Origin of the sequence: Pseudomonas sp. C9 (genome assembly GCF_002000165.1) — a bacterium.
In the GTDB taxonomy this organism is placed as follows: Bacteria; Pseudomonadota; Gammaproteobacteria; order Pseudomonadales; family Pseudomonadaceae; genus Aquipseudomonas.
Window position 1 is genome coordinate 3628060 of sequence record NZ_MPAK01000001.1, and the last position, 14824, is coordinate 3642883.

Consider the following 14824-nt stretch of genomic DNA (forward strand, 5'->3'; position numbering starts at 1 on the left):
TTTGTTTGTATACCCGACCTGTTCGACAGGTCGGGTCTTTCTATCGAGGCTTACGCCACCAGATCGTTGGCGTTGAACGTGTTGACGCCCACCAACTGGATTTCGAAGTCTGCCCCCGCGTTGCCACTGACGTTGCCCGACAACACGTGATCGATGAAACGCACTTGTCCTGCGCCGGTGAAGTCATTGGCACCGATAAAGGTGAAACCGTTGAAACCACCCTGCAGCAGGTTGGCATCGAACTTCGTCAGATCGATTTTATCGCCTTGCAGACTGCTGAAGTCAGTGATGACGTCGCGGCTGGCGCCGGTGCCCATTTGGTTGACGGCACCGAACACGAACGTATCGCCACCAGCACCACCGGTCAGGGTATCGACACCCGCGCCACCGTCGAGGATGTTGTTTTGGCCGTTGCCGGTGATCGAGTTATTCAGGCTGTTGCCCAGGGCCGTGAAGGCACCGGTGCCCAGTAACATAACGTTTTCAACGTTGACCAGGTTGCTTGTAGACAAATTGACCACATTGTCCTGGGCCGTTGCATTGAAGGTGAGGTAAAGGGTGTCGGTCCCTTCATTGGCGTTTTCCTGCACCAGTCCCAGTTCCGAACTCTGGTCGAGAGCGTAGGCATCGTTGCCCTTGCCGCCGATCATCGTGTCGGTACCGAGGCCACCGTCCAAAACGTTGTTGCCGTCGTTGCCGGTCAGCACGTTGTTGAGGCTGTTGCCGCTGCCAGTGAGGTCGGCACTGCCGGTGAGGGTCAGGTTTTCCAGGTTGGCGCCCAAGGTCCAACTTACCGAAGAGCGTACGCTGTCGATCTCGCCGACCAGAGTGCTGGTTTCGCTGACCACATCGCCGAGGTTGTCGACGATATACGTGTCATTGCCGGTGTCGCCGGCCATGAAGTCGGCACCCGCGCCGCCATTGAGGGTGTTGTTGCCGACGCTGCCTTTGAGGGTGTTGTTGAGGCTGTTGCCGGTGCCGTTGAGGTTGGCGCCGATCAGGCTCAGGTTCTCGACATTGGCGCCCAGGGTGTAATCGCCGAGGTTGTCGACGACATAGGTGTCATTGCCGGTGTCGCCGGCCATGAAGTCGGCACCCGCGCCGCCATCGAGGGTGTTGTTGCCGACGCTGCCTTTGAGGGTGTTGTTGAGGCTGTTGCCGGTGCCGTTGAGGTTGGCGCCGATCAGGCTCAGGTTCTCGACGTTGTTGCCCAGGGTGTAATCGATGTAGGAGTAGACCGTGTCGATTTCCGTGGCCGAGGTGCCTTGCTCGACGACCACGTCGCCGATGTTGTCGACCACGTAGGCATCGTTGCCAGCACCGCCGTCCAGGGTGTCCGCGCCGGCCATGCCGTCGAGGATGTTGTCGCCGGCGTTGCCGGTCAGCACGTTGCTCAGGCTGTTGCCATAGCCATTGAGGCTGGCATTGCCGGTGAGGGTCAGGTTCTCGACGTTGTCGCCCAGGGTGAAGGTCACCGAGGACCGCACGCTGTCGATCTCGCTGATCAGAGTGTTGGTTTCGCTGACGATATCGCCCACGTTGTCGACAAAATAGGTGTCGTTGCCGGTGCCGCCGGCCAGGAAGTCGACGCCTGCACCACCATCCAGAGTGTTATTACCAGCGTTTCCGATCATCGTATTGTTGAGGCTGTTGCCAATACCGATGAGGTCGGCACTGCCGGTGAGAGCCAGATTTTCCAGGTTGGCGCCCAGGGTCCAGTTTACCGACGACCGAACGGTGTCAATCTCACTGGCCAGGGTGCTCGTTTCACTGACCACATCACCGAGGTTGTCGACGATGTAAGTGTCATTGCCGGTGTCGCCGGCCATGAAGTCGGCACCCGCTCCGCCATCGAGGATGTTGTTGCCGGCGCTGCCTTTAATGACGTTGTTGAGGCTGTTGCCGGTACCGCTGAGGTTGGCACCGATCAGGGTCAGGTTCTCGAGGTTGGCACCCAAGAAGTAATCGATGTAGGAATAGACCGTGTCGATTTCCGAGGCCGAGGTGCCTTGCTCGATGATCACGTCACCGACGTTGTCGACCACGTAGCTGTCGTTGCCGGCACCGCCATCCAGGGTGTCCGCACCCGCCATGCCGTCGAGGATGTTGTCGCCGGCATTGCCTGTCAGCACGTTGTTCAGGTTGTTGCCATAGCCATAGAGATTGGCGCTGCCGGTGAGGGTCAGGTTCTCGACGTTGGCACCCAGGGTGAAGGTCACCGAGGACTGCACGCTGTCGATCTCGCCGACCAGAGTGCTGGTTTCGCTGACCACATCGCCGAGGTTGTCGACGATATACGTGTCATTGCCGGTGTCGCCGGCCATGAAGTCGGCACCCGCGCCGCCATTGAGGGTGTTGTTGCCGACGCTGCCTTTGAGGGTGTTGTTGAGGCTGTTGCCGGTGCCGTTGAGGTTGGCGCCGATCAGGCTCAGGTTCTCGACATTGGCGCCCAGGGTGTAATCGTACGCTGTCGATCTCGCCGACCAGAGTGCTGGTTTCGCTGACCACATCGCCGAGGTTGTCGACGATATACGTGTCATTGCCGGTGTCGCCGGCCATGAAGTCGGCACCCGCGCCGCCATTGAGGGTGTTGTTGCCGACGCTGCCTTTGAGGGTGTTGTTGAGGCTGTTGCCGGTGCCGTTGAGGTTGGCGCCGATCAGGCTCAGGTTCTCGACATTGGCGCCCAGGGTGTAATCGATGTAGGAGTAGACCGTATCGATTTCCGTGGCCGAGGTGCCTTGTTCGACGATCACGTCACCGGCGTTATCCACCACATAGGCGTCGTTGCCGGCGCCCCCGATCAGGGTGTCCGCGCCAGCCTTGCCGTCGAGGATGTTGTCGCTGGCGTTGCCAGTGATCGTGTTGTCCAGGCTGTTGCCGTAAGCCATGAAGGCGCCGGTGCCCAGTARCAGGACGTTTTCAACGTTTTGCAGGTTGCTCTGGCCCAGATCGACCACGCTGCTCTGGCTCGCATTGAAGGTGAGGTAGAGGGTGTCGGTCCCTTCGTTGGCATTTTCCTGCACCAGTCCCAGTTCCGCACTCTGGTCGAGAGCGTAGGCATCGTTGCCCCGGCCGCCGATCATCGTGTCGATGCCGAGACCACCGTCCAGAATGTTGTTGCCGTCGTTCCCGGTCAGCACGTTGTTCAGGGTGTTGCCGCTGCCATTGAGGTCGGCGCTACCGGTGAGGGTCAGGTTTTCCAGGTTGGCGCCCAGGGTCCAGTTCACCGACGAGCGCACGGTGTCGATCTCGCCGGCCAGGGTGCTGGTTTCGCTGACCACATCGCCGAGGTTGTCGACGACATAGGTGTCATTGCCGGTGTCGCCGGCCATGAAGTCGGCACCCGCGCCGCCATCGAGGGTGTTGTTGCCGACGCTGCCTTTGAGGGTGTTGTTGAGGCTGTTGCCGGTGCCGTTGAGGTTGGCGCCGATCAGGCTCAGGTTCTCGACGTTGTTGCCCAGGGTGTAATCGATGTAGGAGTAGACCGTGTCGATTTCCGTGGCCGAGGTGCCTTGCTCGATGCCGAGGTTGTCGACGACATAGGTGTCATTGCCGGTGTCGCCGGCCATGAAGTCGGCACCCGCGCCGCCATCGAGGGTGTTGTTGCCGACGCTGCCTTTGAGGGTGTTGTTGAGGCTGTTGCCGGTGCCGTTGAGGTTGGCGCCGATCAGGCTCAGGTTCTCGACGTTGTTGCCCAGGGTGTAATCGATGTAGGAGTAGACCGTGTCGATTTCCGTGGCCGAGGTGCCTTGCTCGATGACCACGTCGCCGATGTTGTCGACCACGTAGGCATCGTTGCCAGCACCGCCGTCCAGGGTGTCCGCGCCGGCCATGCCGTCGAGGATGTTGTCGCCGGCGTTGCCGGTCAGCACGTTGTTCTGACTGTTGCCGTAGCCGTTGAGGCTGGCATTGCCAGTCAGGGTCAGGTTTTCGATGTTGTCGGAAAGGGTATAGCTGACGGTGGTTTTTACCAGGTCAACACCTTCATTGGCGCCTTCGACCACGGCGTCGGCAATGTTATCGACGATGTAGATATCGTTGCCCGTCCCACCCGACAAGCTGTCGGCGCCTGCGCCACCGTCCAGTATGTCGTTGCCCGCACCGCCCGATAGCGTATTGCTGGATGCGTTGCCGGTGAGGGCGTTGTCGAGCGTGTTGCCAATGACGGTAAAGGCCCCTGTCCCTACCAGAACGACATTTTCGACGTTCTGCAAGTTGCTCGCGCTCAGATTGACGACGCTGCCCTGGGCTGTTGCGTTGTAGGCGAGGTAAAGGGTGTCGATGCCTTCGTTGCTGTTTTCCTGTAGCAGTCCCAGTTCCGCACTCTGATCGAGGGCATAGGCATCGTTGCCCCGGCCACCGATCATCGTGTCGATCCCGAGGCCACCGTCCAGAACGTTGTTGCCGTCGTTACCGGTCAGCACGTTGTTGAGGCTGTTGCCGCTGCCAGTGAGGTCGACGCTGCCGGTAAGGGTCAGGTTTTCCAGGTTGGCGCCCAGGCTCCAGCTTACCGACGAGCGCACGGTGTCAATCTCGTCAGCCAGGGTGCTGGTTTCGCTGACCACATCGCCGAGGTTGTCGACGATGTAGGTGTCATTGCCGGTGTCGCCGGCCATGAAGTCGGCACCCGCACCGCCATCCAGGGTGTTATTGCCAGCGCTGCCTTTGAGTGTGTTGTTGAGGCTGTTGCCAGTGCCACTGATGTTGGCGCCGATCAGGCTCAAGTTCTCGACGTTGGTGCCCAGGGTGTAATCGATGTAGGAATAGACCGTGTCGATTTCCGTGGCCGAGGTGCCTTGCTCGATGATCACGTCACCGACGTTGTCCACCACGTAACTGTCGTTGCCGGCCCCCCCATCCAGGGTGTCCGCACCGGCCATGCCGTCGAGGATGTTGTCGCCGGCGTTGCCGGACAGTGCGTTGCTCTGGTTGTTGCCATAACCGTTGAGGTTGGCATTGCCGCTGAGGATCAGGGTCTCGACGTTGGCGCCCAGGGTGAAGGTCACCGAGGAAAACACAGTGTCGATTTCGCCGGCCAGGGTGCTGGTTTCGCTGACAACATCGCCGACGTTTTCGACGTAGTAAGTGTCTTCGCCGGTACCACCGGCCATGAAGTCGGCGCCTGCACCACCGAAAAGAACGTTGTTGCCGGCGTTGCCGATCAACGTGTTATTGAGGTTATTGCCGGTACCATTGATGTTGGCGTTGCCGGTGAGCGTCAGGTTTTCCAGGTTGGCGCCGAGTGTGAAGCCCACTGAGGACTGCACAGTGTCGATCTCGCCGGCCAGGGTGCTGGTTTCGCTGACCACATCGCCGAGGTTGTCGACGATGTACGTGTCATTGCCGGTGTCGCCGGCCATAAAGTCGGCACCTATGCCGCCATCCAGGATGTTGTTGCCGGCGCTGCCTTTGAGGACGTTGTTAAGGCTGTTGCCAGTGCCGCTGATGTTGGCGCCGATCAGGCTCAGGTTCTCGACATTGGCGCCCAGGGTGTAATCCACATAGCTGTAAACCGTGTCGACTTCCGAGGCCGAGGTGCCTTGCTCGATGACCACGTCGCCGATGTTGTCCACCATATAGGCGTCATTACCAGCACCTCCGTCCATGGTGTCTGCACCCTCTTGACCATTGAGGGTATTGTTCCCGGCGTTGCCGGTCAGGACGTTGTTCTGGGTGTTGCCGATCGCATCAATGTTGGCACTGCCGGCAAGGGTCAGGTTTTCGACGTTGGCGCCCAGGGTGAAGGTTACCGAGGACAGCACGCTGTCGATCTCGCCGACCAGGGTGCTGGTCTCGCTGACCACATCGCCGGCACTGTCGACGATGTAGGTGTCATTACCGGTGCCGCCGATCAACCAGTCGGTGCCCGCACCACCATTGAGGATGTTGTTGCCGTTGTTGCCGGTGATGATGTTATTGAGGTTGTTGCCGGTACCGTTGAGGTTGGCGCTGCCGGTGAGGGTCAGGTTCTCGACGTTATTGCCCAAGGTGTAATCGATAGAGGCAATCACCGTATCGACTTGGTCGGGGAAGACAATGTATTCGGTGACCACGTCGCCGACGTTGTCTACGTAATAGGTGTCGTTACCGGCACCGCCTTCCATGATGTCTGCACCGGCGCCGCCATCGAGGATATTGTTTGCGCTGTTGCCGGTGAGGCTGTTGTTCAGATTGTTGCCGGTCAGGTTGACCTGCGCGCTGCCCAGCAGTTGGCCGTTCTCGACATTGGCGGCCAGGGTGTAGCTGACGTTGGTCTGGACCAGGTCGGTGCCTTCGTTTTCGGCTTCGATCACCGTGTCCGCAGCGTCGGCAAAGATGTAGGTGTCGTTGCCGACCCCACCGACCAGCGTATCGGCACCTGCACCACCATTGAGGGTGTCGTTGCCCAACCCCCCTATCAATGTGTTGGCAGAGGCATTGCCGGTCAGGGTGTTGTCCAGGTCGTTGCCGGTGACGTTAAATGCACCGGAGCCCAACACCTGAACGTTTTCGAAGTTTTGCAGGGTGGCCACGTTCATGTCGACGAGGCTGTTCTGGGCGTTCGCGTCGTAGGTGAGGTAAAGCGTATCGGTGCCTTCGCCGACATTTTCCTGAACCAGGGTCAGTTCAATGCTCTGGTCGAGGATGTATTCATCACTGCCTTTGCCACCGATCATCGTGTCGATACCGGCGGCGCCATTGAGGATGTTGTTGCCAGCATTGCCAGTCAACACGTTGTCCTGCGTGTTACCGATAGCAAAAGCGAGGTCGGTGCCGGTAAGCGTCAGGTTTTCCAGGTTGGCGCTCAAAGTAAAGCTCGCCGAGGCCAGCACGGTGTCGATTTCGCTCACCAGGGTGCTGGTTTCGATGATGACATCGCCGATGTTGTCGACGATGTAAGTGTCATTGCCTGCACCACCGATAAGCGTGTCTGCCCCGGTGCCACCATCGAGGATGTTATTGCCGGCGTTACCTGTGAGTGTGTTGTTCGAGGCGTTGCCGGTGGCATTGAGGTTGCCATTGGTCAGCAGCGTAAGGTTCTCGACATAGGGGCTGAAGGCGAGGTTGTAGCTGACGGTGGACAAAACCGAATCGATTTCCAGGGGAGAAGACCCCGTCTCGACGACCACGTCATCTTTGTTGTCGACGATGTAAGTATCGTTGCCTGCACCGCCATACATGCGGTCTGCACCGGTTCCGCCATCCAGGACATTGTTCAGGGCATTGCCTTTCAAGACATCGTTGAACGTTGAACCTGTGGCGTTTTCGATCTGACTGCCGTAAGCAATCGCAAGTCCACTGTTGAAGGAGTAGGTGGTCCCGTCTGCGTAGTAGTCGAAGGCGATACCGATCGAACTGAACGCGCCCTCATTCAAGTCCAGGCTGACGCCGCTCAGTTGGTTGCTCGCATCGATCGTGTCGGTACCACCCGAATCCCAGATGGTCTCGAATACGCTTTTGTAGTAGTCCCAGCGATAGACAGTATCGCCCGCCTGGTTATGGGTGTTGGCACCATACAGTGCCTGGATGGCAACGATGTCCAGAAGCATCGGTGTCGTCGGCAGATAGGAATAGTTGCTGTTGTAACTCATGACCGTGTAGCGGACATCGTCCAGCGACGGGTCAAGTATTGTGGAGTTCAACGCATTGGGCGAAAACGGATGTTTCAGACCGATTGCATGACCGATTTCGTGGATGACGGTCAGGTAATCGTAGGAACCTTTGATCGGGTATGGATCACTTGGATCACCGATCCATACGTCTCCGCCCTTGGGCGAATTGGAGGGAATGTATGCCCAGGCAGCCGCCTGGTCCTTCATCAGCGAGTAACCACCAAATCGCAAATCACCGACATTGGTGATGTCGTCGGTGGTCTGTGTGAAGTTGATGTTGGCAACGGAACTCCAGGCCCCCAGCGCATTGATAACCGCACCGCGCTGATCTGAACTCAGGGTGTAAATCGCCTTGTACTCGTTATCCGGGCTGTAGTTGGTCACGAAGTAAGACGTGTTCGGAGCAACAAAGCTATAGCTCAGGTTTGTCGGACCGCCGATGGTCCAGTTGGAACCCAGCCAGTAGGATCCGGCCAGCAGGCTGTCGACTGCTTTGTTGCCGGTTAGTGACGAATTTAAGCTAAACGAGTAACCAGAAGGAGAAGGCATGCGAAATTCCTGAGTGCGCTGCGGCCCTTCCTGGGTGCGGCCGCTACAAAAGTACAATTCTGCACCAGAATCGGCACGGTTGACATCATCTGGCCACTACTTTTTTTTTGCTGACGTCAAGTAATTGGCCTGGCGAACTGTATCGGCGAGTGGCGTAGAATCCTGAGTCACCGTGACTGCCTACTGTCTGATACAGGCCATCGAGTTCCCATGACCGTTACAACCCCTGCACTCATTCGCGAAACCTTCCCCGTCGGCCCTTTGCAGTGCAACTGCACGATCATCGGCGACCCGATCAGCAAAAAAGCGATCGTGGTCGACCCGGGTGGCAACCATGAACTGATCCTGGCGCGCCTCGACGCACTGGGCTTGAAGGTGGTCAGTATCATCCACACCCACGCGCACCTTGATCATTTCCTGGCCTCCGGTCAGTTGAAAGAGAAAACCGGCGCCACCCTGCACCTGCATAAAGAAGATCAATTCCTCTGGGACAACCTGGAGATGCAGTGTCAGATGTTTGGTGTGCCTTACACACCAGTGCCATCGCCGGACCGATGGTTGGCCGATGATGAAGAGCTGGCCTGCGGGTGTGGCGTGGCGTTGCACACGCCGGGTCATACGCCAGGCTCCATGAGTTTCTGGTTTTCAGAGGCCAAGCTGCTGATCGCCGGAGACACGTTGTTCCGTCGCGGAGTCGGGCGCACGGATTTGTGGGGAGGCGATCAGGCGACCATCGTGCGGTCGATCAAGCAGCGGCTGTATACCCTTGACGAAGACGCGACGGTGGTGACCGGCCATGGTCCGGACACGCGTTTGGGTGATGAAATGCGCGAAAATCCGTTTGTGCGAGCCTGATTTGTAACACAGGGAATTTTTGACCGGCGAGGCGATCCAACGCCCGCAAAGGTCCAATGCTTAATTCCGTTGCACCATAGAATGCAAAAAAGTAGGAGCTCTTAATGTTCACCACGCGTCGTTTGATTATTGTCGCTACTGCAGTGGCCTTGCTGTCTGGCTGCGCCTCGCCCAACCCTTACAATGGCCAAAGCCAGGGTCAGGCTGATAGCGGCTCCCAAGGCATGAGCAAAACCGCCAAGTACGGCGGTCTCGGCGCCTTGGCCGGCGCTTTGGCGGGTGCCGCCATCAACCACGATAACCGTGGCAAGGGCGCGTTGATCGGCGCAGCAGTGGTGGGTGCTTCCGCCGCCGGTTATGGCTACTACGCCGACCAGCAAGAGAAAAAGCTGCGTGCCAGCATGGCCAACACCGGGGTTGAAGTGCAGCGCCAGGGTGACCAGATCAAACTGATCATGCCAGGCAACATTACGTTCGCGACGGATTCGGCGAACATTGCCCCAGGTTTCTATCAGCCATTGAACAACCTGGCGGGCTCGCTCAAAGAGTTCAACCAGAACCAGATCGAGATTGTCGGCTACACCGACAGCACCGGTGCACGTCAGCACAACATGGACCTGTCCCAGCGTCGTGCGCAGAGCGTGGCGACCTACCTGACTTCGCAGGGTGTGAGCGGTGCCAACCTCTCGGCTCGCGGTGCCGGCCCGGATAACCCGATTGCCAGCAACGGTGATGCCAACGGTCGGGCACAGAACCGTCGCGTTGAAGTCAACTTGAAGGCGATCCCGGGTCAGCAGTATGGTGCCGTGCAATAAGCGCAATCCCTTTACCAACCTGACTGAACCCCAGGCGTAAAAAAGCCCGCCCGATCCTCAACAGATCGGGCGGGCTTTTTTGTGTCGCGCGAAACCTGATTACTTCTTCAGGCCGTAATGCTCATCGAGCATGCCCGGCGCGTTCGGGGTCTTGGGTGCGTAGTCGCGAGGCGGCTCCTGATTGCGCGGCGGCGTCAGACGCTCCCGTGGGGCTACTGCTGCGTCGGCGTGCAGGGCAGCCAGCAATCGTTGGCGAGTCTGCTCGTCCAGGGCCAGGCGATTGGCACCCTCGGCGAGATGATCCTGAACTTCCTGATAGCTCGCAGTCAGTTTTTTGACCAGGTTTGCAGTGCTGTTGAAGTGGGTGACCACCTCGTTCTGATAACTGTCGAAACGTTCCTGAATGTCATCCAGCTGACGTTGCGTGCTGCTCGGCGCGGCATTCGGCACCAGGCGAGCGATCAGGAATCCAATGGCGACACCCACAACCAGGGCAAGAGTCGGTAACAACCAAACTAAGAGCGAGTGTTCCACGAGTCCTTCCTCTATAAACGGCTTTGCTTTACGTTAACGGCTCGAACCTGCGCTGTATACCGCGATTCACTCGCAATAGATTGGCACAGACAATTTGCTAGACGAGTCGACCCGATTCGAGGTCACGGAGTTCCTTCCTTGCTTATGCGCGAAACCCCTGTAGTGATTGATGGCCCGGTGGGTCAACTGGAAGCCCTTTATCTTGATAATGAGCAGCCGTGCGGCATTGCGCTGATCTGCCATCCGAACCCGGTGCAGGGCGGCACCATGCTCAACAAAGTGGTCTCGACCTTACAGCGTACTGCGCGTGACGCCGGTTTGATTACTTTGCGTTTCAACTACCGTGGCGTCGGTGCCAGCGAAGGCACCCACGACATGGGCACCGGTGAAGTCGACGATGCTCAAGCCGCGGCCGAATGGCTGCGGGCCAAACATCCAGATTTGCCACTGACCCTGTTCGGTTTCTCGTTCGGCGGTTTTGTTGCCGCCAGTCTCGGTGGACGCCTGGAAGCCAACGGTGAACAGCTGAAACATGTGTTCATGGTCGCACCGGCAGTCATGCGGCTGGGCGATCAGGATCAACTGCCGCATCAGGGCCAGTTGACCCTGATCCAACCGGAAACCGACGAAGTGATCGACCCGCAAGCCGTCTACGACTGGTCCGAAAAACTCGAGCGTCCCCATGAGCTGCTGAAAGTGGCAGAATGCGGACACTTTTTTCATGGCAAGCTGACCGATCTCAAGGATCTGATCCTGCCGCGTCTTTCGAATTGATTGCAGTCTGACAAGCGATTACCCATGACGACTCGTACCCGTATCCTCACCGGCATCACCACTACCGGCACGCCACACTTGGGCAACTACGCCGGCGCCATCCGCCCGGCGATTGTCGCCAGCCGTGACAGCAATGCCGATTCGTTCTACTTCCTGGCCGACTACCACGCCCTGATCAAATGCGATGACCCGCTGCGCATCCAGCGCTCGCGTCTGGAAATCGCCGCGACCTGGCTGGCCGGTGGCCTGGATGTGGACCGCGTGACGTTCTATCGCCAGTCCGACATCCCAGAAATCCCCGAGCTGACCTGGCTGCTGACCTGCGTTGCCGCCAAGGGCCTGCTCAACCGCGCCCATGCCTACAAGGCTTCGGTGGACAAGAACGTCGAGACCGGCGAAGACCCGGACGCCGGCATCACCATGGGCTTGTACAGCTACCCGGTGCTGATGGCGGCGGACATTCTGATGTTCAACGCGCACAAGGTGCCGGTCGGTCGTGACCAGATCCAGCACGTGGAAATGGCCCGCGACATCGGCCAACGCTTCAACCACCTGTTCGGTCAGGGCAAAGAATTCTTCACCATGCCTGAAGCGCTGATCGAAGAAAGCGTTGCCACGCTGCCAGGCCTCGACGGTCGCAAGATGTCGAAGAGCTACGACAACACCATCCCGTTGTTCAGCAGCGCCAAAGAGATGAAGGACGCCATTTCGCGGATCGTCACCGATTCGCGCGCGCCGGGCGAAGCCAAGGACCCGGACAATTCGCACTTGTTTACCTTGTTCCAGGCGTTTGCTACGCCGGCTCAGGCCGACGAATTCCGCAGCGAACTGTTGCAGGGTCTGGGTTGGGGTGAGGCGAAGAATCGTCTGTTCCAATTGCTGGACAGCGAACTGGGCGAGTCCCGCGAGCGTTATCACCAGCTGATCGAACGCCCGGCGGACCTGGAAGACATGCTGCAAGTGGGTGCCAAAAAGGCCCGTGCAGTAGCGACGCCGTTCCTCAACGAATTGCGTGAAGCGGTCGGCCTGCGTTCTTTCGTGGCCCAGACTCAAGTCGCCGCCACCACCAAGAAAAAAGCCGCGAAAGCTGCACGTTTTGTCAGCTTCCGCGAAGACGACGGCAGTTTCCGCTTCCGTTTGCTGGCGGCCGATGGCGAGCAACTGCTGTTGTCGCGCAACTTCGCCGACGGCAAAACCGCAGGCCAAGTGACCAAGCAACTGCAAGCGGGCCAGCCTCTGGACGTGCGCAGCGAAGACCTGAGCTTCAGCGTCTGGCTGGAAGGCGAGTGCGTGGCAGATAGCCCGGCATTCGCCGACAGCGCCGCGCGTGACGTCGCCATCGACGCCCTGCGCGTTGCGTTGACGCCGGTTCAGGAATAAATCAGCGGCTCGACCCGACCAAGGGCCGATTGCCATTCCCCCGGGCCGTCGCTACAGTGACGGCCCGTTTTTGTTGCCTTGCTAACGAATTATGACGCCCCTAGAACGATATCAAGCTGATCTGAAGCGCCCGGAATTCTTCCATGACGCCGCGCAGGAAACTGCCGTGCGCCATTTGCAGCGCCTGTACGACGATCTGGTCGCGGCCTCGCAGAGCAAGCCGGGCCTATTCGGCAAACTGTTTGGCAAGAAAGAGCAGGCGCCGGTCAAGGGCCTGTACTTCTGGGGCGGCGTGGGTCGCGGCAAGACTTACCTGGTCGACACCTTCTTCGAAGCGCTGCCGTTCAAGGAAAAGACCCGTACTCACTTCCACCGCTTCATGAAGCGTGTGCACGAAGAGATGAAGACCCTCGGCGGCGAAAAGAACCCGCTGACCATCATCGCCAAGCGTTTCTCCGACGAGTCGCGAGTGATCTGCTTCGATGAATTCTTCGTTTCCGACATCACCGACGCCATGATTCTCGGCACCTTGATGGAAGAACTGTTCAAGAACGGCGTGACCCTGGTCGCGACTTCGAACATCGTGCCGGACGGTCTGTACAAGGACGGTCTGCAACGTGCGCGCTTCCTGCCGGCCATCGCGCTGATCAAGCAGAACACCGACATCGTCAACGTCGACAGCGGCGTTGACTACCGTCTGCGTCACCTTGAACAAGCGGAGCTGTTCCACTTTCCGCTGGATGAAGCCGCTCAGGAAAGCCTGCGCAAGAGCTTCCGTGCGCTGACGCCGGAATGCACGGCAGCGGTCGAAAACGACGTGCTGATGATCGAGAATCGCGCTATCCGTGCCGTGCGCACCTGCGATGACGTGGCCTGGTTCGACTTCCGTGAACTGTGCGATGGCCCGCGTAGCCAGAACGATTACATCGAATTGGGCAAGATTTTCCACGCCGTATTGCTCAGCAATGTCGAGCAGATGAGTGTCACCACTGATGATATCGCCCGTCGCTTTATCAACATGGTCGACGAGTTCTACGACCGTAACGTCAAACTGATCATTTCTGCCGAAGTCGAGCTTAAAGACCTCTACACCGGCGGCCGCTTGAACTTCGAGTTCCAGCGCACGCTCAGCCGTCTGCTGGAGATGCAGTCCCACGAATTCCTGTCTCGGGCGCATAAGCCTTAAACAGATTCGGTAAATAAAAAGGGCCTGCAAATGCAGGCCCTTTTTTATGCGCTGAAGACTAAGCCGCCTGCTGAAACTGCTGCCGATACTGGTTCGGGGAAAGTTCGGTGTGTTGACGGAACAGGCGCGCAAAGAAGCTCGCATCGTCGTAACCGACCTCATAGCTGATGGTCTTGATGCTCTTGCGGCTGCCGGACAGCAAGCCCTTGGCTGTTTCGATGCGCAGGCGTTGCAAGTAATGCAGGGGCTTGTCGCCGGTCGCGGTCTGGAAGCGGCGCATGAAGTTGCGAATGCTCATGCCATGTTCGCGGGCCACGTCTTCAAAACGGAATTTGTCGGCGAAATGGTCTTCGAGCCAGTGCTGGATCTGCAGGATGATCACGTCCTGGTGCAGCTTCTGCCCACCAAAACCGATGCGCCCCGGTGAATAGCTGCGCTGGACTTCATACAGAATGTCCCGCGCCACGGCTTGCGATACGTTGGCGCCGCAGAAGCGCTCGATCAGGTAGATGTAGAGGTCGCAGGCCGAGGTGGTGCCTCCAGCGCAATACAGGTTGTCGGCGTCGGTCAGGTGTTTGTCCTGATTGAGCTGAACCTGTGGGAAGCGCTCGGCGAAAGCGTTGAAGAAACGCCAGTAAGTGGTCGCTTCCTTGCCGTTGAGCAGGCCCGCCTCTGCGAGCCAGAACACCCCGGTCGCTTCGCCGCACAACACCGCGCCGCGAGCGTGTTGCTCGCGTAGCCATGGCAGGACCTGTGGATAACGTTTGCAGAGGGTGTCGAAGTCGTCCCAGAAGGCAGGGAGGATGATGACATCGGCATTTTCCAGGCCGCCGTCCACTGGAATGATCACATCGCTGAAGCTGTTCACCGGTTTGCCATCGGGGCTGACCAGACGGGTTTCGAAGGTCGGCGTCAGGCCCTGGCCCAGCTGTTTTCCATAGCGCAGGCTGGCCAGATGGAAGAAATCCTTGGCTTGCATGAGGGTGGAAGCGAAAACCCGGTCGATCGCCAGGATGCTGACGCGCCGCAGGGGCGTGGAGACTTGCTTAGACATAATTCAACTTTATTTTTATAAGGGAAAGTGGTCATCAAACGGCTGGATCGTCTTATTTTTTGTCGGATGTGTCCAGTGTCCTGT

Annotated in this window: 9 protein-coding genes and 1 pseudogene; 5 read left to right on the top strand and 5 right to left on the bottom strand. The window is 58.6% G+C overall.

Annotation, left to right across the window (positions count from 1 at the left end):
* Positions 1 to 50: 50 nt before the first annotated feature.
* The 3 genes and pseudogenes from BMS17_RS29925 to BMS17_RS16970 all read right to left on the bottom strand — a co-directional run bounded on the left by BMS17_RS29925 (position 51) and on the right by BMS17_RS16970 (position 8142).
* Entirely contained in the window at positions 51 to 2093 is a 2043-nt protein-coding gene (locus BMS17_RS29925; RefSeq protein WP_371916730.1) for a beta strand repeat-containing protein, read from the bottom strand.
* A 3-nt stretch (positions 2094 to 2096) separates the two neighbouring features.
* A pseudogene (locus tag BMS17_RS30965) lies at positions 2097 to 2354 on the bottom strand (hypothetical protein); the annotation flags it as partial.
* Positions 2302 to 8142, bottom strand: a complete 5841-nt coding sequence (locus BMS17_RS16970) for a matrixin family metalloprotease (protein WP_077431279.1) — start codon at positions 8140 to 8142, stop codon at positions 2302 to 2304. The pseudogene BMS17_RS30965 and the gene BMS17_RS16970, both read right to left, overlap by 53 nt.
* Positions 8143 to 8352: 210 nt before the next feature.
* Here BMS17_RS16970 and BMS17_RS16975 point away from each other — a divergent pair, with 210 nt between their 5' ends.
* Positions 8353 to 8997 carry an MBL fold metallo-hydrolase gene (locus tag BMS17_RS16975; protein WP_046026720.1) on the top strand — a complete coding sequence of 215 codons (645 nt, stop codon included), beginning with the start codon at positions 8353 to 8355 and terminating at the stop codon, positions 8995 to 8997.
* A 104-nt stretch (positions 8998 to 9101) separates the two neighbouring features.
* A complete protein-coding gene (locus BMS17_RS16980) occupies positions 9102 to 9812 on the top strand; it encodes an OmpA family protein (protein WP_046026719.1) in 711 nt (236 codons plus the stop codon).
* Between the two features lie 99 nt (positions 9813 to 9911).
* On the opposite strand, the gene BMS17_RS16985 is transcribed toward BMS17_RS16980, so the two are convergent.
* Positions 9912 to 10346, bottom strand: a complete 435-nt coding sequence (locus BMS17_RS16985) for a YhcB family protein (protein WP_046026718.1) — start codon at positions 10344 to 10346, stop codon at positions 9912 to 9914.
* A 144-nt stretch (positions 10347 to 10490) separates the two neighbouring features.
* On the opposite strand from BMS17_RS16985, the gene BMS17_RS16990 reads away from it, so the two are divergent.
* From BMS17_RS16990 to zapE, 3 genes are all read left to right on the top strand, one after another.
* On the top strand, positions 10491 to 11120 hold the full coding sequence (locus BMS17_RS16990) for an alpha/beta hydrolase (protein WP_046026717.1): 630 nt from the start codon (positions 10491 to 10493) through the stop codon (positions 11118 to 11120).
* A gap of 24 nt (positions 11121 to 11144) precedes the next feature.
* Positions 11145 to 12500 (top strand): tryptophan--tRNA ligase, encoded by a 1356-nt coding sequence (locus BMS17_RS16995; RefSeq protein WP_046026716.1) that lies wholly within the window; start codon positions 11145 to 11147, stop codon positions 12498 to 12500.
* Between the two features lie 91 nt (positions 12501 to 12591).
* Positions 12592 to 13686, top strand: a complete 1095-nt coding sequence (zapE, locus tag BMS17_RS17000) for a cell division protein ZapE (RefSeq protein ID WP_046026715.1) — start codon at positions 12592 to 12594, stop codon at positions 13684 to 13686.
* 58 nt (positions 13687 to 13744) lie between these two features.
* Here the strand turns inward: zapE and BMS17_RS17005 are convergent, their stop codons facing one another.
* Positions 13745 to 14641, bottom strand: a complete 897-nt coding sequence (locus tag BMS17_RS17005; protein ID WP_175649035.1) for a GlxA family transcriptional regulator — start codon at positions 14639 to 14641, stop codon at positions 13745 to 13747.
* Between the last annotated feature and the right edge of the window lie 183 nt (positions 14642 to 14824).